The organism is Pseudomonas sp. FG86, from assembly GCF_057808775.1.
In genome coordinates this window covers 58228-77832 of record NZ_JBMDIS010000017.1, presented here as the reverse complement: position 1 = coordinate 77832, position 19605 = coordinate 58228, and the positions used below count along the sequence as shown (strand labels likewise).

At 61.2% G+C, this 19605-nt stretch carries 16 protein-coding genes; 12 read left to right on the top strand and 4 right to left on the bottom strand.

Going from position 1 to position 19605, the window contains the following annotated elements; all coding sequences use genetic code 11:
- Positions 1-45 precede the first annotated feature (45 nt).
- On the bottom strand, positions 46-990 hold the full coding sequence (locus tag ACODSV_RS13840) for a GlxA family transcriptional regulator (protein ID WP_024077814.1): 945 nt from the start codon (positions 988-990) through the stop codon (positions 46-48).
- A 193-nt stretch (positions 991-1183) separates the two neighbouring features.
- On the opposite strand from ACODSV_RS13840, the gene ACODSV_RS13835 reads away from it, so the two are divergent.
- The 6 genes from ACODSV_RS13835 to ACODSV_RS13810 all read left to right on the top strand — a co-directional run bounded on the left by ACODSV_RS13835 (position 1184) and on the right by ACODSV_RS13810 (position 6517).
- Entirely contained in the window at positions 1184-2128 is a 945-nt protein-coding gene (locus ACODSV_RS13835; RefSeq protein ID WP_024077815.1) for a choline ABC transporter substrate-binding protein, read from the top strand.
- A gap of 89 nt (positions 2129-2217) precedes the next feature.
- Positions 2218-3105 carry a 3-dehydrocarnitine:acetyl-CoA trimethylamine transferase CdhC gene (gene cdhC / locus ACODSV_RS13830; protein WP_024077816.1) on the top strand — a complete coding sequence of 296 codons (888 nt, stop codon included), beginning with the start codon at positions 2218-2220 and terminating at the stop codon, positions 3103-3105.
- 128 nt (positions 3106-3233) lie between these two features.
- Positions 3234-4199, top strand: coding sequence for an L-carnitine dehydrogenase (locus ACODSV_RS13825; RefSeq protein ID WP_069077111.1), 966 nt, complete (start codon positions 3234-3236; stop codon positions 4197-4199).
- Positions 4200-4325: 126 nt separating this feature from the next.
- A complete protein-coding gene (locus ACODSV_RS13820) occupies positions 4326-4802 on the top strand; it encodes a thioesterase family protein (RefSeq protein ID WP_024077818.1) in 477 nt (158 codons plus the stop codon).
- A 9-nt stretch (positions 4803-4811) separates the two neighbouring features.
- A complete protein-coding gene (locus ACODSV_RS13815; RefSeq protein WP_150056263.1) occupies positions 4812-5972 on the top strand; it encodes a gamma-butyrobetaine dioxygenase in 1161 nt (386 codons plus the stop codon).
- Between the two features lie 281 nt (positions 5973-6253).
- A complete protein-coding gene (locus ACODSV_RS13810) occupies positions 6254-6517 on the top strand; it encodes a hypothetical protein (protein WP_024077820.1) in 264 nt (87 codons plus the stop codon).
- Positions 6518-6621: 104 nt separating this feature from the next.
- Here ACODSV_RS13810 and gbdR read toward each other — a convergent pair whose 3' ends face one another.
- Entirely contained in the window at positions 6622-7725 is a 1104-nt protein-coding gene (gbdR, locus tag ACODSV_RS13805; protein ID WP_024077821.1) for a choline metabolism transcriptional regulator GbdR, read from the bottom strand.
- A 509-nt stretch (positions 7726-8234) separates the two neighbouring features.
- A complete protein-coding gene (locus ACODSV_RS13800) occupies positions 8235-9611 on the bottom strand; it encodes an L-serine ammonia-lyase (RefSeq protein ID WP_150056013.1) in 1377 nt (458 codons plus the stop codon).
- Positions 9612-10027: 416 nt separating this feature from the next.
- Here ACODSV_RS13800 and ACODSV_RS13795 point away from each other — a divergent pair, with 416 nt between their 5' ends.
- The 3 genes from ACODSV_RS13795 (at position 10028) to choV (ending at position 13062) form a co-directional block, all read left to right on the top strand.
- A complete protein-coding gene (locus tag ACODSV_RS13795) occupies positions 10028-10975 on the top strand; it encodes a choline ABC transporter substrate-binding protein (protein WP_024077823.1) in 948 nt (315 codons plus the stop codon).
- 66 nt (positions 10976-11041) lie between these two features.
- Positions 11042-11887: a choline ABC transporter permease subunit gene (gene choW, locus ACODSV_RS13790; protein WP_041161040.1), complete on the top strand. Its 846-nt coding sequence runs from the start codon at positions 11042-11044 to the stop codon at positions 11885-11887.
- Positions 11884-13062 carry a choline ABC transporter ATP-binding protein gene (gene choV / locus ACODSV_RS13785; protein ID WP_024077825.1) on the top strand — a complete coding sequence of 393 codons (1179 nt, stop codon included), beginning with the start codon at positions 11884-11886 and terminating at the stop codon, positions 13060-13062. Before choW ends, choV begins: the two co-directional genes overlap by 4 nt.
- Positions 13063-13251: 189 nt before the next feature.
- Here choV and ACODSV_RS13780 read toward each other — a convergent pair whose 3' ends face one another.
- Positions 13252-15186, bottom strand: a complete 1935-nt coding sequence (locus tag ACODSV_RS13780) for a BCCT family transporter (RefSeq protein ID WP_223820643.1) — start codon at positions 15184-15186, stop codon at positions 13252-13254.
- 378 nt (positions 15187-15564) lie between these two features.
- Here ACODSV_RS13780 and betI point away from each other — a divergent pair, with 378 nt between their 5' ends.
- The 3 genes from betI (at position 15565) to betA (ending at position 19604) form a co-directional block, all read left to right on the top strand.
- Positions 15565-16158, top strand: a complete 594-nt coding sequence (gene betI / locus ACODSV_RS13775) for a transcriptional regulator BetI (RefSeq protein WP_024077827.1) — start codon at positions 15565-15567, stop codon at positions 16156-16158.
- Positions 16159-16268: 110 nt separating this feature from the next.
- On the top strand, positions 16269-17741 hold the full coding sequence (gene betB, locus ACODSV_RS13770) for a betaine-aldehyde dehydrogenase (protein ID WP_024077828.1): 1473 nt from the start codon (positions 16269-16271) through the stop codon (positions 17739-17741).
- 159 nt (positions 17742-17900) lie between these two features.
- Positions 17901-19604, top strand: a complete 1704-nt coding sequence (gene betA / locus ACODSV_RS13765; protein ID WP_150054451.1) for a choline dehydrogenase — start codon at positions 17901-17903, stop codon at positions 19602-19604.
- The last annotated feature ends 1 nt before the right edge of the window (position 19605 follow it).

The following is a 19605-nucleotide window of genomic DNA, read 5'->3' as shown; positions in this document are numbered from 1 at the left end:
GGACTATAAATTATAGTAACGAGTATAATTGACTATAATTGCCCGTCAAACCACCTCCCGTCGCCGATCCTCCCTCGGACACTTGGCAAACCTGGCCCGATAACTCCTGGTGAAATACGACGGCGACTCAAACCCGCAGGCAATGCTCACCTCCAGCACGCTCATGTCGCTCTGGCGCAGCAACTGCCGGGCTTTTTCCAGGCGCAGGCCCAGGTAGAAGTTGCTCGGCGTGTCGTTCAAATGCAGGCGAAACAAGCGTTCCAACTGGCGCCGGGTGACCTTGATCGTGTCAGCCAGGGCCAAGGTACTCAGGGGCGGCTCGGTGTGCTGCTCCATCTCGCCGATCACGTGCACCAGCTTCTTGTTGTTGATGCCGTAGCGCGTGGCGATCTGCATGCGCTGGTGGTCTTTGCGTGGGCGAATGCGCCCGAGCACGAATTGTTCGGAGACCTGGATGGCCAGGTCCGGGCCGTGGGCCTGGGCGATCAGGTCGAGCATCAGGTCGATGGATGCGGTGCCGCCGGCGCAGGTGATGCGGCGGCGGTCGATCTCGAACAGTTCCTGGGTCACGCTCAGGTGCGGATACGATTCCTTGAAGGCATCAATGGCTTCCCAGTGCAGGGTCAGGCGATGACCGTCGAGCAGGCCCGCCTCGGCGAGAACACAGGCGCCGGTGTCGATGGCGCCAAGGGTGACGCCGTCGTGGTCGAGGCGGCGCAGCCAGTGCTCCAGGGCGGGCGTGGCGAACTGGAGCGGTTCGAAGCCGGCGACCACCATCAAGGTGGCGCCCTTCTTCAACGGTTCCAGCGCGGCGTCGGCGTTGACCGACATGCCATTGCTCGCCAGCACCGCGCCGCCATCGGCGCTCAATACGTGCCAGCGGTACAACTCGCCACGAAAGCGGTTGGCCACGCGCAGCGGTTCAAGCGCCGAGATAAAACCGATGGCCGAAAAGCCCGGCATCAGCAAAAAGTAGAAATCCTGGGACATGGTGGCGCTCTCGTCGGACGGGCAGCGTGGCACTGTGATACTCCCGTTCTCGGGTGGATTCAAGGGGGCAGGTCGCTGCAGTGCAAGAGTGAGTCGCCGCCGTGCGTTTTGCCGCCCTCCAAGCTGCGTAACGTGATCCCACGGCGCACAAAGACGCCGGCCCCCACAATAACGACCTGCCGAGGGATCCACCATGAATCGACTGATCAGCCGTTGCGTACTCGCACTCAGTGCCAGCGCCCTCTTGAGCACCAATGTCCTGGCCGCCGACGCGGCATCCTGCCAGAACGTGCGCATGGGCGTGGTGAACTGGACCGATGTCATCGCCACCAGCGCCATGACCCAGGTATTGCTCGACGGCCTCGGCTATAAGACCAAGCAAACCAGCGCCTCCCAGCAAATCATCTTCGCCGGCATCCGCGACCAGCGCCTGGACCTGTTTCTCGGCTACTGGAACCCGCTGATGACCCAGACCATCACACCGTTCGTCAACGCCAAGCAGGTCAAGGTCCTCGACAAACCGAGCCTGGAAGATGCCCGCGCCACCCTCGCCGTGCCGACTTACCTGGCGGACAAGGGCCTGAAAACCTTCGCCGATATCGCCAAGTTCGAGAAAGAACTGGGTGGCAAGATCTACGGCATCGAACCTGGCTCGGGCGCCAATACCCAGATCAAGGCGATGATCGCCAAGAACCAGTTCGGCCTGGGCAAGTTCCAGTTGGTGGAGTCCAGCGAAGCCGGCATGCTCGCCGCCGTGGACCGCGCCGTGCGCCGCAAGGAAGCTGTGGTGTTCTTCGGCTGGGCGCCGCACCCGATGAACGTCAACGTGGCAATGACCTACCTGACCGGCAGCGAGGACGCCCTGGGCCCGAACGAAGGCATGGCCACCGTCTGGACCGTCACCTCGCCGACCTACGCCGAGCAGTGCCCCAACGTGCACAAGCTGCTGAGCAACCTGACCTTCACCGCCGCCGACGAGAGCCGGATGATGCAGCCGCTGCTGGATCACAAGGACGCTCTGGAATCCGCCAAACAGTGGCTCAAGGATCACCCGCAGGACCAGCAGCGCTGGCTTGAAGGCGTGACCACCTTCGACGGCAAACCGGCCGCCGCCAACCTGCAATTGACCAGCAAATAACCTTTTTTGGACTCCCCGCGTCGCGGTCATCCCTGGCCGCGAACGGCGTCCTACGCCTTGAAATCACAAGCCTGTAAGGAACCCACCTCATGAACCACGACGTCATCATCACCTGCGCACTCACCGGTGCTGGCGACACCACCGCCAAAAGCCCTCACGTGCCGGTCACCCCCAAGCAAATTGCCGCCGCCGCCGTGGAAGCCGCCAAAGCCGGCGCTACCGTGGTGCACTGCCACGTCCGCGACCCCGAAACCGGTAAGTTCAGCCGCGACGTCGCCCTGTACCGTGAAGTGATGGAGCGCATTCGTGAGGCTGACATCGACATCATCGTCAACCTCACCGCTGGCATGGGTGGCGACCTGGAGATCGGCGGCGGCGAGAACCCGATGGAATTCGGCCCCAATACCGACCTGGTCGGCCCGCTGACCCGCCTGGCTCATGTGGAAGAACTGCTGCCAGAAATCTGCACCCTCGATTGCGGCACCCTGAACTTCGGCGATGGCGACACCATTTACGTGTCCACTCCGGCCCAACTGCGCGCTGGCGCCAAACGCATCCAGGAGCTGGGGGTAAAAGCCGAGCTGGAAATCTTCGACACCGGCCACCTGTGGTTCGCCAAGCAGATGATCAAGGAGGGCCTGCTCGACAACCCGCTGTTCCAGCTGTGCCTGGGCATCCCGTGGGGCGCGCCGGCTGACACCACCACCATGAAAGCCATGGTCGACAACCTGCCCGCTGACGCGGTGTGGGCAGGGTTCGGGATCGGCCGCATGCAGATGCCGATGGCGGCCCAGGCCGTGCTGCTGGGTGGCAACGTGCGTGTGGGCCTGGAAGACAACCTGTGGCTGGACAAGGGCGTACTCGCCACCAACGGCCAACTGGTGGAACGCGCCAGTGAAATCCTCAGCCGCCTGGGCGCGCGGGTCATGACCCCGGCCGAAGGCCGCATAAAAATGGGCCTCACCAAACGCCGCTAATCAAAAAATGTGGGAGGGGGCTTGCCCCCGATAGAGGTGTGTCAGTTGAAGGATCTATTGGCTGACACACCGTAATCGGGGGCAAGCCCCCTCCCACAAGGGATCACTGAACGCTTTAGGAATTTGCCATGCGCTTTATTACAGAAATCAAAACCTTCGCCGCCCTCGGCAGCGGTGTCATCGGCAGCGGCTGGGTATCCCGCGCCCTGGCGCATGGCCTCGATGTGGTCGCCTGGGACCCCGCGCCGGGTGCCGAAGCGGCGCTGCGCAAACGCGTCGCCAATGCCTGGGGCGCCCTGGAAAAACAGGGCCTCGCACCCGGCGCATCGCAAGACCGCCTGCGCTTTGTGGCCACCATTGAAGAATGCGTGAAAGACGCCGACTTCATCCAGGAAAGCGCCCCGGAACGCCTGGAGCTGAAACTGCAATTGCACAGCAAGATCAGCGCAGCGGCCAAGCCCAATGCACTGATCGGCTCGAGTACCTCCGGGCTGTTGCCGAGCGAGTTCTACGAGGGTTCGACTCACCCGGAACGCTGTGTCGTCGGCCACCCTTTCAACCCGGTCTATCTGTTGCCGCTGGTGGAAGTGGTGGGCGGCAAGCACACCGCGCCGGAAGCGATCCAGGCCGCGATCAAGGTGTATGAAGCCCTCGGTATGCGCCCGCTGCATGTGCGCAAGGAAGTCCCCGGTTTTATCGCCGACCGCTTACTCGAAGCGCTGTGGCGCGAGGCGCTGCACCTGGTCAATGACGGCGTGGCGACCACCGGCGAAATCGACGACGCCATTCGCTTTGGCGCCGGGTTGCGCTGGTCGTTCATGGGCACCTTCCTCACCTATACCCTGGCAGGCGGTGATGCGGGCATGCGGCACTTCATGGCGCAGTTCGGTCCGGCGTTGCAGTTGCCGTGGACCTACCTGCCGGCACCGGAGCTGACCGACAAGCTGATCGACGATGTGGTCGAGGGCACCAGCGACCAATTGGGCAAACACAGCATTTCGGCGCTGGAACGCTATCGTGACGATTGCCTGTTGGCGGTGCTCGAAGCGGTGAAGGCGACCAAGGAAAAACACGGCATGACCTTCGCCGAATAACCCTGTAGGAGGGGGCTTGCCCCCGATAGCGGTGGATCAGTACCGAACACCTTGACTGACACACCGCTATCGGGGGTGTAGCCCCCTCCCACATTCCTGACCGCGTACATAGCCGGAATTCATGTGATGCCTGCACTGACCACCTACGCCACCAAAATCCAACCCGCCTGGGTGGACTACAACGGCCACCTGCGCGACGCGTTCTACCTGCTGATCTTCAGCTACGCCACCGACGCGCTGATGGATACGCTGGGCCTTACCAGCGACAACCGCGAAGCCACCGGCCATTCGCTGTTCACCCTGGAACTGCACCTGAACTACCTGCACGAAGTGAAACTCGGCGCCGCGGTGGAGGTGCATACGCAACTGATCGCCCACGACGCCAAGCGCCTGCACCTTTATCACAGCCTGCATTTAGTGGGCGACGAGAAAGAGCTGGCCGGCAACGAACAGATGCTGCTGCACGTTGACCTGGCAGGCCCGCATTCGGCGCCGTTTGCCGAGGCGACGCTGGAAAAACTCGTTGCGATCAGCGCTGAGCACGCCGATCTGCCAAGGCCCGCCCTTCTCGGCCGAGTGATTGGACTGCCACCGAAAAAATAAGGAGCCATCATGCAAACCGCCGCCGCTGTTGCCGATTTCCGTACTTACCCGAAGCGCTGCGACCTCGCCGAGGCGCAGGTGTTGGAAGATCAGATTCGCATACGCTGGGCCGATGGCCGGGTCAGCCCGTTTCATCATCAGTGGCTGCGGGACAACTGCCCGTGCGCACAATGCGTGTACAGCGTGACGCGTGAGCAGGTGCTGGAAATTGTCGACGTGGATGACGACCTCAGCGCCATCGGCGCGCGGATCGAGCACGGTGTTCTCAGCGTGGAATGGCGCGGCGGCCATCGCAGCCAATACGATCCCGGCTGGCTGCGCGCCCATGCCTATGACGATGAATCCCGCGCCGAACGCAGGGCGGCAAAGCCCCAACCCCAGTTGTGGGACAGCACCTTCGATCTCCCGGTGTTTGACTATACCGCCGTGATGGAAGACTCCAAGGCCCTGCTGCAATGGCTACTGGCACTGCGCGACCGGGGCCTTACCCAAGTCCGTGGCGTGCCCACCGAACCGGGTTCCCTGGCACTGATCGCCAAGCGCATTTCGTTTATCCGCGAGAGCAATTTTGGTGTGCTGTTCAACGTGCAATCCAAGGCCGATGCCGACAGCAATGCCTACACCGCTTTCAACCTGCCGTTGCACAGCGATCTGCCGACCCGGGAGCTGCAACCGGGGCTGCAATTCTTGCACTGCCTAGTGAACGATGCGGACGGTGGCGAGAGTCTTTTTGTCGATGGGTTTGCCATCGCCAATGCCCTGCGCGAGGAAGATCCCGAAGCGTTTCGCGCCTTGTGTGAAATACCCGTGGAGTTTCGCAACAAAGACCGTCACAGCGACTATCGCCGCCTTGCGCCGATCATTGCCCTGGACGCGTTGGGCGAGGTGGTGGAGATTCGCATGGCCAACTTTTTGCGCGGGCCGTTCGAAACGTCGGTGGCGCAGATGCCGTTGCTGTATCGGGCTTATCGGCGGTTTATCGCGATGACGCGCGAGGCGCGCTTTCGGCTGGTCAAGCGCCTGAACCCGGGCGAGCTGTGGTGCTTCGATAACCGCCGTACGTTGCATGCGCGTAATGCGTTTGATCCAACATCCGGGGCGCGGCACTTTCAGGGGTGCTACATCGATCGCGACGAGTTGCTCTCGAGGATCCTGGTGTTGCAGCGGTAGATCGCGGCGCGGCAGCGCAAAAACCCCAGGCAAAAAAAGCCCCGATCCAGCCGTGACGGGATCGGGGCAGAGCGCTTTGTGTGAGCCGTACATCCCGAGGGTGACCAAACCTTCAAGCTGCTTGCTGGTAGCCAGTGTGCCTATTCCTTCGGTGGGTAAATGACCCGAAAACGACACGCTCATAGCCATCTGAGCCATTCGTGCATTCTGCCCTTGCCGACCAGCCGGGGGCCTACCAGAATCCAGATCAATCCCCCGCTCCCTTCACCAGGATAAACGTCATGATGCATGCGGATTTGATTGACCAGGATGACCTGCTGAGCCAACTGCGCTCGCTGGGTTTCGAGGTATCCAGCGGTGCCAGCGCCGAACAGGCGTGCGAATGCGCGGTACGCGGTTTGAGCGAAGCACGGGCCAAGGCGCTCAAGGGTATGGTTGAGCAGATGTACACCGGCAGCGCGACGATTCTGCCGGCGGTGCGCCAGGCGATCGACAAGCAGTTGTTGCCGGCGTTAGTGCAGTTCAAGCAGAACGCTGGCGCCTGACAGACCGCTATCGGGGGCAAGCCCCCTCCCACATCTGGCCATGTTCGTCATGACAACTCGGTCAAGTGTGGGAGGGGGCTTGCCCCCGATGCAGTCAACTCGGTTTAAAGCCGTACACTGGCGAATGTCGACTCGTTGCGCGCCTGGCTCAACGCCGACATCGGCCCCGACAACGGTGACAACACCAGCGCCTGCGGAATCGGCATCATCGCCACCTGCTGGGTGGTGTTGGAGCCTACGCGCTCATCCCGTGGCGGAATGCCGAAGTATTCGCGGTAACACTTGGAGAAGTGCGGCGTGGACACGAACCCGCACACCGACGCCACTTCGATGATCGACATCGGCGTTTGCTTGAGCAACTGCCGGGCGCGAATCAGGCGCAGCTTGAGGTAGTAGCGCGACGGCGAGCAGTGCAGGTATTTCTGGAACAGCCGCTCCAACTGGCGCCGCGACACGGCGACGTACACCGCCAGCTCATCCAGGTCGATCGGTTCCTCAAGGTTGGCTTCCATCAGCGCCACGATTTCCTGCAACTTCGGCTGGTTGGTGCCAAGCATGTGCTTGAGCGGCACGCGCTGGTGATCCTGCTCGTTGCGGATGCGCTCGTACACGAACATCTCGGAGATCGCCGCCGACAGTTCACGGCCATGGTCGCGGCTGATCAGGTGCAGCATCATGTCCAGCGGCGCGGTGCCGCCGGAGCTGGTGAAACGGTTGCGATCGAGGGTGAACAGGCGGGTGCTCATCGACACGCGGGGGAAGGCTTCCTGCATCGACGCCAGGCACTCCCAGTGCACGCTGCAATCGAACCCGTCGAGCAAGCCGGCGCAGGCCAAGGCCCAACTGCCGGTGCACACCGCGCCAAGGCGACGGGACTGACGCGCCTGGCTTTGCAGCCACGACACGTGTTCACGGGTGACGGTACGCTGGATGCCCACGCCGCCGCACACAATCACAGTGTCCAGGGCCGGGGCTTTGTGCATGGAGGCATCGGGGGTGATTTGCAGGCCGTCGCTGGCCCACACCTGGTTCCCGTCGACACTCAGGGTCGTCCAGCGATACAACTCGCGACCGGACAACTGGTTGGCCATGCGCAGTGGTTCCACTGCCGAAGCCAGGGAAATCAGCGTGAAATTGTCCAGCAGCAAAAAGCCGATGGATTGAGGCGCACGGTTCTGGGGTTGAGTCCCGGAGTTGAACGACGTCATGGCGGTATCTCCTCACACAAAGCGGGTGATGGCCTCAGGCGAGGCTCTTGTTATTGCGCGCGTCTGCGATGCAGAGCGACGCTTTGAATTGATAGAGCAAATGCCATGCCTAAAATTGAATGGCTATTCAATAACTCCTGAAAACGACCTCATGACGCGTCTATATAAGCCCACGCAGGAAGTGCGGAATACGACCCGAATTGGTCGTAGGAGCGAGCCTACTCAAGGGCTGTGAGCAGTTCGGTAGCACTTGTGGGAAGGCGCTTTCAGGGCGTAGGAAAAGTCTGTCACCGCACGCACAGGTGACGGGTGGTCGGAGGGGAAATCGTTCGCGAGCTACTTATCTGTTTGCGACGCGCTAAAAGGTGGCGATTTAGGTTGGAGTGTTCACTTTTTGAGCAGCATTGCCTGGATTACAGCCATCGGGGGCAAGCCCCCTCCCACACTTTAATCTGTGAAGGCAGGTCAAAGGTGGGAGGGGGCTTGCCCCCGATGCAGGCAACGCGGTCTCAGCACTCCACCGCACTCACCGCCAACCCACCCCGCGATGTTTCCTTGTACTTGTCATGCATATCCGCCCCGGTATCGCGCATGGTGCGGATCACCCGATCCAGGGAGATGAAGTGCTGGCCGTCGCCGCGCAGGGCCATCTGTGCCGCGTTGATCGCCTTCACCGCCGCAATCGCGTTGCGTTCGATGCACGGCACTTGCACCAGGCCGCCCACCGGGTCGCAGGTCAGGCCAAGGTTATGTTCCAGGCCGATTTCGGCGGCGTTGCACAATTGCTCCGGCGTGGCGCCAAGAACCTCTGCCAGCCCGGCGGCGGCCATGGCGCAGGCTGAGCCCACCTCGCCCTGGCAGCCGACTTCAGCACCGGAGATCGATGCATTCTTCTTGCACAGGATCCCCACCGCCGCGGCGCTGAGCAGGTAGTCGACCACGTTGGCTTCGGTGACTTCGTCGCTGAATTTCATGAAGTAATGCAACACAGCCGGAATGATCCCCGCCGCGCCATTGGTGGGGGCGGTGACCATGCGCCCGCCGGCGGCGTTTTCCTCGTTGACCGCCAGGGCGAACAGGTTGACCCACTCCATCGCGCTCAAGGTCGAGCCGATCACATTGGGCTTGTTCAATTCCTGCAAGCTACGGTGCAACTTGGCGGCCCGGCGACGCACGTTGAGGCCGCCGGGCAGGATGCCTTCGTGCTTGAGGCCCTGCTCGACGCACTCTTGCATGGCGCGCCAGAGCTTCATCAGGCCGCTGCGGATTTCGTCCTCGGAGCGCCAGACCTTTTCATTCGCCATCATCAGCTCGGCGACGCGCAGGTTGTGGGTCTTGCACAGCTGCAACAGCTCCACCGCGCTGGAAAAATCATAGGGCAAGGCGGTGCTGTCCATATCGGCCACACCGCTGCGGGCCTGGGCCTCATCCACCACAAAACCGCCCCCCACTGAATAGTAAGTGTCGCGGTGCAGCTCGCCGTCATCGCCGAACACCACCAGGGTCATGGCATTGGGATGGAACGGCAGGTTTTCGTCGAGCAGGCGCATGTCCCGGGCCCATACGAACGGCACGGGCAAACGTCCGTCCAGCAGCAAGGTATCGGTCTCGCGCAGGGTGTGAATGCGCAGGCCGATTTGCGCCGGATCGATCGCGTCCGGCCACTCGCCCATCAGGCCCATGATGGTCGCGGTATCACTGCCGTGACCGATGCCGGTAGCCGACAAGGAGCCGTAGAGCTGAACTTCGACGCGCCGGACCTGTTCCAACACTTCACGTTCACGCAAAGCCTGGACGAACAACGCCGCGGCGCGCATGGGGCCGACGGTGTGAGAACTCGAAGGCCCGATGCCGATCTTGAACAGGTCGAAAACACTGATAGCCATTGCGGTAGAACTCCTCGATAAGCACGGCCAGGCTTGAACGAGGTGCTACGCTCAGATCGCCCAGATGGCGGCATCATCAGGCTTTTGTCCGCCATCACGGCGTCTCACACCGACGCAACCATGCTCATCAGCGTCGCTCACGAGCAAGGGCCTGTTTTGGGCGTTTTTAGCGGTGCAGATGGGCAAAAACTGCGGTTTAACCGTTGGAAAAACCTGTAAGCGACGTCACCGACACTGGATACGACCCTCCCTGTACTGGATACGACGCCCCCTGTAGGCGTCAGATTTTCACTGGTACATGATCAGTCTCGACTCGTTTGCAAGGCACCGTGCCAGAGCTGTCGTCGCACGCCCCAACCGCAACACCTAATAAAGCGCGGCGAATGCCGCCAGAAAAGACACAGGAGTCTACCCCGATGAAAGGTTCACCCTCGTTGTTGTTGGCCGCCATGCTGAGTCTGCCAGTCATGGCACACGCTGCAGAACCGGAACAGTGTAAGACCGTCAACTTCTCCGATGTCGGCTGGACCGACATCACCGTCACGACTGCGACCACCAGCGAAATTCTCAAGGGCCTGGGCTACAAGCCACGCACCACGATGATTTCGGTACCGGTGACCTACAAGTCACTGGCAGACGGCAAGAACATGGACATCTTCCTCGGCAACTGGATGCCGACCATGGAAAACGACATCAAGCCGTACCGTGATGCCGGCACCGTGGAAACCGTGCGCGCCAACCTGGAGAACGCCAAGTACACCCTGGCCGTCCCCGAGGCGTTGTACAACAAAGGCCTGAAAGACTTCGCCGATATCGCCAAATTCAAGGATGAGCTGGGCGGCAAGATCTACGGTATCGAACCAGGTAACGACGGCAACCGCACCATCCAGACGCTGATCGACAAAGACGCCTTCGGCCTGAAAACCGCGGGCTTCAAAGTGGTCGAATCCAGCGAAGCCGGCATGCTCTCCCAGGTGGAACGCGCCACCAAGCGCGACCAGGCCATCGTGTTCCTCGGCTGGGAACCGCACCCGATGAACACCCGCTTCAAGATGAAGTACCTGACCGGCGGTGACGACTCGTTCGGCCCCAACTACGGCCAGGCCACCATCTATACCAACACCCGCAAGGGCTACACCCAGGAATGCAGCAACGTCGGCCAACTGCTGAAAAACCTGGTGTTCACGCTGAACATGGAAAGCACCCTGATGGGGAATGTCCTGGACGACAAAATGAAGCCCGACGCCGCGGCCAAGGCCTGGCTGAAGAAGAACCCTCAGGTGCTCGACACCTGGCTGGCCGGCGTGACCACGGTTGATGGCAAACCCGGCCTGGAGGCCGTCAAAGCTTACCTCGACAAGTAACCGCTGACCCCGGGGCGGTGCGCTGCCCCGGGATGTTTTCCCCTTCGCATGTGGACATTCACTACCATGCTGACTGAACAGAAAATCCCACTAGGCCAGTACATCGCTGCCTTCGTCGAATGGTTGACCAAACACGGTGCCAACTATTTCGACGCAATCGCATCGACACTGGAAACGATGATCCACGGCGTGACGTTCGCGCTGACCTGGTTCAATCCGCTGGCATTGATCGGTCTGATTGCGCTGCTGGCTCACTTTATTCAACGTAAATGGGGCCTGACGGTTTTTGTCGTCGCCTCCTTCCTGCTGATCCTGAACCTTGGGTACTGGCAGGAAACCATGGAAACCCTCGCGCAGGTGTTGTTCGCCACCCTGGTCTGCGTGGTCATCGGAGTGCCGCTGGGCATTGTTGCCGCGCACAAGCCGATGTTCTACACCCTGATGCGGCCGGTGCTCGATCTGATGCAGACCGTACCGACCTTCGTCTACCTCATCCCTACCCTGACCCTCTTCGGGCTGGGTGTGGTGCCCGGGCTGATTTCCACGGTGGTGTTCGCGATTGCCGCGCCGATCCGCCTGACCTACCTGGGTATCCGCGATGTACCGCAAGAGTTGATGGACGCCGGCAAGGCCTTTGGCTGCTCGCGCCGTCAGTTGCTCTCGCGCATTGAACTGCCCCACGCCATGCCGAGCATCGCTGCCGGCATTACCCAATGCATCATGCTGTCGTTGTCGATGGTGGTGATCGCCGCCCTGGTGGGTGCCGATGGCCTCGGCAAGCCGGTGGTCAACGCGCTGAACACCGCCGATATCGCCCTGGGCTTTGAAGCCGGCCTGGCGATCGTATTGCTGGCCATCATGCTCGACCGCATCTGCAAACAACCCGACGCCAAAGTAGGGGGTGATGCATGAGCATTATCCGATTCGACAATGTCGATGTGATCTTCTCCAAAGACCCACGCGAAGCGCTCAAGCTGCTGGACCAGGGCATGAGCCGTAACGAGATCCTGAAAAAAACCGGGCAGATTGTCGGCGTAGAAAAAGCCAGCCTGGATGTCGAGAAAGGTGAAATCTGCGTGCTGATGGGCCTGTCCGGTTCCGGCAAATCGAGCCTGCTGCGCTGCATCAACGGCCTCAATACGGTCAGCCGTGGCCAGCTGTTCGTGGAGCATGAAGGGCGCCAGATCGACATCGCTTCCTGCACCCCGGCGGAGCTGAAAATGATGCGCACCAAGCGCATCGCCATGGTGTTCCAGAAGTTCGCCCTGATGCCCTGGCTGACGGTGCGCGAGAACATCAGCTTCGGCCTGGAAATGCAGGGCCGCCCGGAGAAAGACCGGCGCAAGCTGGTGGACGAGAAACTCGAACTGGTGGGCCTGACCCAGTGGCGCAACAAGAAGCCCGACGAACTGTCCGGCGGCATGCAGCAACGCGTCGGCCTGGCCCGCGCGCTGGCGATGGACGCCGATATCCTGCTGATGGATGAACCCTTCTCGGCCCTCGACCCACTGATCCGCCAGGGCTTGCAGGACGAACTGCTGGAACTGCAAAGCAAGCTGAGCAAGACCATCGTGTTCGTCAGCCACGACCTCGACGAAGCCCTCAAGCTCGGCAGCCGTATCGCGATCATGAAAGACGGCAAGATCATCCAGTACAGCGTGCCGGAAGAAATCGTGCTGAACCCGGCGGATGACTATGTGCGCACCTTCGTCGCCCACACCAACCCGCTGAACGTACTGTGCGGGCGCAGCCTGATGCGCACACTGGACAACTGCAAGCGCGTCAACGGTTCGGTGTGTCTCGATCCGGGCGGCGACTCGTGGCTGGACCTGGCCGAAGGCAACACCATCAAGGGCGCCCGCCAGAATGGCGCGGTGATGAACCTGCAGAACTGGGCACCCGGGCAAGCGGTGGAAGGCCTGGGGCGGTTGCCGACGCTGGTGGATTCGAATATCGGCATGCGCGATGCGCTGCAGATTCGTTATCAGACGGGGAACAAGCTGGTGTTGCATGACAACAACCAGGTGGTGGGGATCTTGGGCGACAGTGAGCTGTACCACGCCTTGCTAGGCAAGAACCTGGGCTAACAAACACTGCAAATCCCAATGTAGAAGCCGGGTCAATGTGGGAGGGGGCTTGCCCCCGATTGCAGTATGTCAGTCAGTACATTTATTACTGATCCACTGCTATCGGGGGCAAGCCCCCTCCCACATTTAGCTCTGTTTACACATTTAGACCCAGCAGCGTCAGTGAGGACACTGCCAGGCGTTCAACTATCAGCTATAGACACGGCCAAGGAGCTGCCGATGGCTTTCAAACTGATCGAGCACGTCCCGGGTGATCTGTTCCTGGGCGAAGCCCATCAGGTCGTACTCCTGAGGCCCGTTATGCAGGTACACCTCAGCACGGTAGTAACGGGTGCGCTCTTCCTCGGGCAGGTCGTCCGACGCCGTCGAGTAGCCATCCAGGCTGACTTCGTAGACAAACGGATTACCCTCTTCCCTCTCGATGCGCACGCCAATGCAGCGCTTGGATTTGCCCAACAGGGTCTGCACTTCCAGTCCCTGCTCGCGCAACACCGTCGCGGCTTCTTCCAACGCCGGCGTTACATGCTTGTCCATAAAGCGTTGCACGGTGGCCTGGCTCGGTTGCAGGTCCAACGCGCTCAGGCGTTCGCTGAAACCACGACGACCACGCTCGGCCAACTGCGCCTGCTCCAGCTCCGTCGCCACGTCCTGGCGCATCGCCTTGTGCAAACCGAACATAAAGAAGATCAGCACCACCGAGAACGGCAGCCCCGCCAGCACCACCATGGTTTGCATGGCTTCGAAGTTACCCGCAAACAGCAGGCCGATCGTCACCAGGGTGATCACCGCCGACCAGAAGATCCGCAGCCAGTGCGGCGCATCCTCATCCACGTTGCCCCCCTTGCAGGAAAGGTTCGCCATCATCACCGCGCCGGAGTCCGCCGGGGTCAAAAACAGCACAAAGCCTACAAAGATCGACACGCCAATCACGATTTTCGACGCGGGGTAATGCTCCAGCAGTTGGTAGATGGCCATGGACGGTTGTTCCAGCGCCGTCTTGCCCAACTCTACCGCACCGTGGTTGAGCACCAAGTCCAGTGCCGAGTTGCCGAAGATCGACAGCCACGCCAAGGTAAAGCCCAGCGGGATCAACAGCACGCCGGCGACCAATTCACGCACCGTGCGGCCCCGGGAAATACGCGCGATGAACATGCCCACGAAAGGCGCCCAGGAAATCCACCAGGCCCAGTAGAACAGGGTCCACAGGCCCATCCAGCGCTCGGTCTTGTCGGCGTCGCCTTCGTACACATACAGGTCGAAGGTTTTCAGGATGATGCCGTTGAGGTAGTCACCGGTGTTCTGCACCAGGCCGTTGAGCAAGTGCAAGGTCGGGCCGAACAACAGCACAAAGATCAGCAGGCCGCTGAACAGCACGATGTTGAGGTTGGACAGGCGACGAATGCCGTTCTCCACGCCCGACACGGCAGCAATGGTCGCCACGGTGCTCATCACGATGATGACGATCAACAGGTTCGTGTTGCTGTGCGCCATGCCGAACAGGTTTTCCAGCCCGGACGACACCTGCATCGAGCCGATGCCCAGGTTGGTCACCAGGCCCAGCAGGGTCACGAACATGCCGAAACCGTCCACGGCATGCCCGGCCGCGCCCTTGACCCACCGTTCGCCCACCAGCGGGTAAAGCGCCGAACGCAGCGCCAGCGGCTGGTTATGGCGATACGCGAAGTACGCCACGGCCAGGCCGACCAACGCATAGATCGCCCAGCCATGCAGGCCCCAGTGCAGGAAGGTCAGTTGCAACGCCTGGCGTGCCGCACCGTTGCTGGCCGCTGCGCCTTCAGGCGGGTTGAAGTAGTGGTCCAACGGTTCCGAGGCGCCGAAGTACAGCAACGAAATGCCGATGCCCGACGAAAACAACATGCCGGCCCAGGCGCCGTAGCTGAAGTCCGGGGTGTCGTCCTTGCTGCCTAGTTTCAGCTTGCCGTAGGAGGAAAACGCCAGGCCCACCACGAACACCAGGTAGGCGGCGATGACCACCATGTAGTACCAGCCGAAGCTTTTCGACAGCCACGCCTGTGCGATGCCGAGCATGCGCCCGGCCTCTTGCGGGGCGATGATCAGGATGGCGGTCAACAACAGAATCAATGCGGTGGAGGTGTAGAACACCCAACCGTTGACCCGCACCTTTTCTGGCGGGGTCTTTATAAGAGAGGCAGAACTCATGGCGCAGATGCTCCAGGCAGTGCGAGAGAGAAACACAAGGCAGCGGTTATCCCGCGCCATCGATTTTTCGGCAGTCGACGGACGGGTGTTATAAAGACACCCCGAAAATCCATGGCCCCCGCCGTAGCGGTACAGCGGGTGTTTCAAGGGTTTTCCAGGTGTCAGATGTCGTTGGCCTCGGGTAGGAAATACCTGTAGGCAGCGACCATTTGTCGCAGAGCTTATTCTTTGTTGATTGAACGTTCAATCAAAACAAAATAGACTGGCCTTCAAGTCGACGAACGTTGATCGCGCGTCGGCAGGCCTAAGGAGAGGTGCTACATGCCCAAGGTCGGTATGCAACCCATACGCCGCCAACAGTTGATCGAAGCCACGCTGACGGCCATCGATCAGGTCGGGATGGGAGATGCCAGCATTGCGCTGATCGCGCGTCTGGCCGGTGTTTCGAACGGCATCATCAGTCACTACTTTCAGGACAAGAACGGCCTGATCGCCGCGACGATGCGCTACCTGATGAACGTGCTGATCGAGAACGTCCATGAACGCAGGCTGGCGCTGAAGGATGACAGCCCACGGGCCCACATTCAGGTGATCATCGGGGGGAACTTCGATGCGAGCCAGGTCAATGGACCGGCAATGAAAACCTGGCTGGCCTTCTGGGCCGCCAGCATGCACCACCCGTCTTTGCACAGGTTGCAGCGGATCAACGATCAACGTCTGTATTCCAACCTGTGCTGCCAGTTCCGCCGAGTGCTGCCGCTGCCGCACGCACGCAAAGCAGCCCGAGGCCTGGCGGCCCTGATCGACGGTTTGTGGTTGCGCGGCGCCCTGTCGGGAGACGCTTTCGACACGGCGCAGGCGCAACGGATCGCTTACGAATACATGGATTTCCAATTGGCCAAGCAGGTGAGTTAGAGCACACATAACCGCTCAACCCCTGAACGTCCGCCACTCAGTGTTGCCACACCCTTATGGCCCACTTTGCGGCGGGTAACGCCAACCACTTATGCACTTGCGAGGACTTTATGGCCCGTTTCGACCTGCAAAAACTCTACATTGACGGCGGCTACAGCGACGCTGGCAGCGATGCCACCTTCGAAGCCATCAACCCGGCTAACGGTGAAGTTCTCGCCCAAGTGCAACGCGCCACGAAAGACGACGTTGAACGTGCCGTGGTCAGCGCTGAAAAAGGCCAGAAAATCTGGGCCGCCATGACCGCCATGGAGCGTTCGCGCATCCTGCGTCGCGCCGTCGACATCCTGCGCGAGCGCAACGACGAACTGGCCGCCCTGGAAACCCTGGACACCGGTAAAGCCTTCTCTGAAACCCAGTACGTCGACATCGTCACCGGCGCCGACGTGCTGGAATACTACGCAGGCCTGGTGCCGGCCATCGAAGGCGAGCAGATCCCACTGCGCGATACCTCGTTCGTCTACACCCGTCGCGAGCCGCTGGGCGTGGTCGCCGGTATCGGCGCGTGGAACTACCCGATCCAGATCGCCCTGTGGAAATCCGCGCCAGCCCTGGCCGCCGGTAACGCGATGATCTTCAAGCCCAGCGAAGTCACCTCGCTGACCACCTTGAAACTGGCCGAGATCTACACCGAGGCCGGCGTTCCAGCCGGTGTATTCAACGTCTTGACCGGCAGCGGCCGTGAAGTCGGCACCTGGCTGACCGAACACCCGCGCATCGAGAAAGTCTCGTTCACCGGCGGCACCGACACCGGTAAAAAAGTCATGGCCAGCGCTTCGAGCTCTTCGCTCAAGGAAGTGACCATGGAACTGGGCGGCAAGTCCCCGCTGATCATTTTCGACGACGCCGACCTGGATCGCGCCGCCGACATTGCGATGATGGCCAACTTCTACAGCTCCGGCCAGGTCTGCACCAACGGCACGCGCGTGTTTGTGCCAAAGCACCTGCAAGCCGCGTTCGAAGCCAAGATTGCCGAGCGTGTTGCGCGCATCCGCGTGGGCGACCCGCAAGATGCCAACACCAACTTCGGCCCGCTGGTCAGCTTCGCCCACATGGAAAGCGTGCTGGGCTACATCGCCAAAGGTAAGGAAGAAGGCGCCCGCGTACTGTGCGGCGGCGATCGCCTGACCGATGGTGCCTTCGCCAAAGGCGCCTATGTGGCCCCGACCGTATTCACTGACTGCACCGACGAGATGACCATCGTCCGTGAAGAAATCTTCGGCCCGGTGATGAGCATCCTCACTTACGAGACCGAAGCAGAAGTGATCCGCCGCGCCAACGACACTGACTTCGGCCTGGCCGCCGGCCTGGTCACCAAGGACCTGAACCGCGCCCACCGCGTGATTCACCAGCTGGAAGCGGGTATCTGCTGGATCAACGCCTGGGGCGAGTCCGACGCGAAGATGCCGGTCGGTGGCTACAAGCAGTCGGGTGTGGGCCGTGAGAACGGGATCAGCTCGTTGAACAACTTCACTCGCATCAAATCGGTACAGGTTGAGCTGGGCGACTACGCCTCGGTGTTCTAAGACCCGGGTCTTGTATTGCCTGTCAGGCCGCCATCGGGGGCAAGCCCCCTCCCACATTTGACTGTGTTTACACATCTGAAACTGTGAACACAGTCAGTGTGGGAGGGGGCTCGCCCCCGATGAGGCCCGACCTGACCACACTTCAAAGAGGGTGCATTTATGTCCCAAGAATACGATTACATCATTGTGGGTGCCGGCTCCGCCGGTAATACCCTGGCGACCCGTCTGACCGAAGACGAAGGCGTCACCGTCCTGCTGCTGGAAGCCGGCGGTCCTGACTACCGTCTCGACTTCCGTACCCAGATGCCCGCCGCCCTGGCATTCCCGCTGCAAGGCCGCCGCTACAACTGGGCCTACGAAACCGATCCAGAGCCACACATGGACGGCCGCCGTATGGAATGCGGGCGCGGCAAGGGCCTGGGTGGCTCTTCCTTGATCAACGGCATGTGCTACATCCGTGGCAACGCCCTGGACTACGACAACTGGTCGAAACTGCCCGGTCTGGAAGACTGGACCTACCTCGACTGCCTGCCGTATTTCCGTAAAGCCGAAACCCGTGACATCGGCCCCAACGACTACCACGGCGGCGACGGCCCGGTCAGCGTGACGACGCCCAAAGCCGGCAACAACCCGCTGTTCCACGCCATGGTCGAAGCCGGCGTACAGGCCGGTTACCCGCGTACCGAAGACTTGAACGGCTACCAGCAGGAAGGCTTCGGCCCGATGGACCGTACCGTCACGCCAAACGGCCGACGCGCCAGCACCGCGCGCGGTTACCTGGACACGGCCAAAAAGCGTTCGACCCTGACCATCGTCACCCACGCCCTGACCGACAAAGTGTTGTTCGAAGGCAAGCGTGCCGTTGGCGTGCGTTACCTGATCGGTGCTGCCGAAGAGCGCGTCGAAGCCCGCGCCCGCAAGGAAGTGCTGGTGTGCAGCGGCGCAATCGCCTCGCCGCAACTGCTGCAACGCTCCGGTGTCGGCCCGGCCAAACTGCTGGAAAGCCTCGACATTCCGGTGGTCCATGACCTGCCCGGTGTCGGCGAAAACCTGCAAGACCACCTTGAGCTGTACCTGCAATACGCCTGCACCCAACCGGTGTCGCTGTACCCATCGCTGCTCTGGTACAACCAGCCGGCCATCGGTGCCGAGTGGCTGTTCAACGGCACTGGCATCGGCGCCAGCAACCAGTTCGAGGCCGGCGGTTTTATCCGTACCCGTGAAGAATTCGATTGGCCGAACATCCAGTACCACTTCCTGCCGGTAGCGATTAACTACAACGGCAGCAACGGCGTGAAAGAGCACGGTTTCCAGGCGCACATGGGGTCCATGCGCTCGCCAAGCCGTGGCCGCGTGCAACTGAAGTCGAAGAACCCACGGGACTACCCGAGCATCCTCTTCAACTACATGGCCACCGAGCAGGATTGGCAGGAGTTTCGCGACGGCATCCGCCTGACCCGCGAAATCATGCAACAGCCGGCGCTGGACCCGTACCGCGGCCGCGAAATCAGCCCGGGCATCGAGGTGCAAACCGATGAGCAACTCGACAAGTTCATCCGCGAACACGCCGAAACCGCGTTCCACCCGTCCTGCTCGTGCAAGATGGGCACCGATGAGATGGCCGTGGTCGATGGCGAAGGCCGCGTGCATGGCATGCAAGGCCTGCGTGTGGTCGATGCGTCGATCATGCCGATCATCACCACCGGCAACCTGAACGCGCCGACGATCATGATCGCCGAGAAAATCGCCGACAAGATCCGTGGTCGCAAGCCGCTGCCGCGCAGCACCGCCGACTACTACGTGGCAGGCACCGCGCCGGTGCGTGGCAAGCCGCTGCGTGAAGTGGGGCCGACTGCGCAGTAAC

Coding starts and splice junctions, on each gene's coding strand:
- betA (WP_150054451.1), top strand. CDS start 17,901: ATGTCCCAAGAATACGATTACATCATTGTGGGTGCCGGCTCCGCCGGT.
- betI (WP_024077827.1), top strand. CDS start 15,565: ATGCCCAAGGTCGGTATGCAACCCATACGCCGCCAACAGTTGATCGAA.
- cdhC (WP_024077816.1), top strand. CDS start 2,218: ATGAACCACGACGTCATCATCACCTGCGCACTCACCGGTGCTGGCGAC.
- ACODSV_RS13820 (WP_024077818.1), top strand. CDS start 4,326: ATGCCTGCACTGACCACCTACGCCACCAAAATCCAACCCGCCTGGGTG.
- ACODSV_RS13840 (WP_024077814.1), bottom strand. CDS start 990: ATGTCCCAGGATTTCTACTTTTTGCTGATGCCGGGCTTTTCGGCCATC.
- ACODSV_RS13825 (WP_069077111.1), top strand. CDS start 3,234: ATGCGCTTTATTACAGAAATCAAAACCTTCGCCGCCCTCGGCAGCGGT.
- choV (WP_024077825.1), top strand. CDS start 11,884: ATGAGCATTATCCGATTCGACAATGTCGATGTGATCTTCTCCAAAGAC.
- choW (WP_041161040.1), top strand. CDS start 11,042: ATGCTGACTGAACAGAAAATCCCACTAGGCCAGTACATCGCTGCCTTC.
- gbdR (WP_024077821.1), bottom strand. CDS start 7,725: ATGACGTCGTTCAACTCCGGGACTCAACCCCAGAACCGTGCGCCTCAA.
- ACODSV_RS13795 (WP_024077823.1), top strand. CDS start 10,028: ATGAAAGGTTCACCCTCGTTGTTGTTGGCCGCCATGCTGAGTCTGCCA.
- ACODSV_RS13835 (WP_024077815.1), top strand. CDS start 1,184: ATGAATCGACTGATCAGCCGTTGCGTACTCGCACTCAGTGCCAGCGCC.
- ACODSV_RS13815 (WP_150056263.1), top strand. CDS start 4,812: ATGCAAACCGCCGCCGCTGTTGCCGATTTCCGTACTTACCCGAAGCGC.
- ACODSV_RS13800 (WP_150056013.1), bottom strand. CDS start 9,611: ATGGCTATCAGTGTTTTCGACCTGTTCAAGATCGGCATCGGGCCTTCG.
- betB (WP_024077828.1), top strand. CDS start 16,269: ATGGCCCGTTTCGACCTGCAAAAACTCTACATTGACGGCGGCTACAGC.
- ACODSV_RS13810 (WP_024077820.1), top strand. CDS start 6,254: ATGATGCATGCGGATTTGATTGACCAGGATGACCTGCTGAGCCAACTG.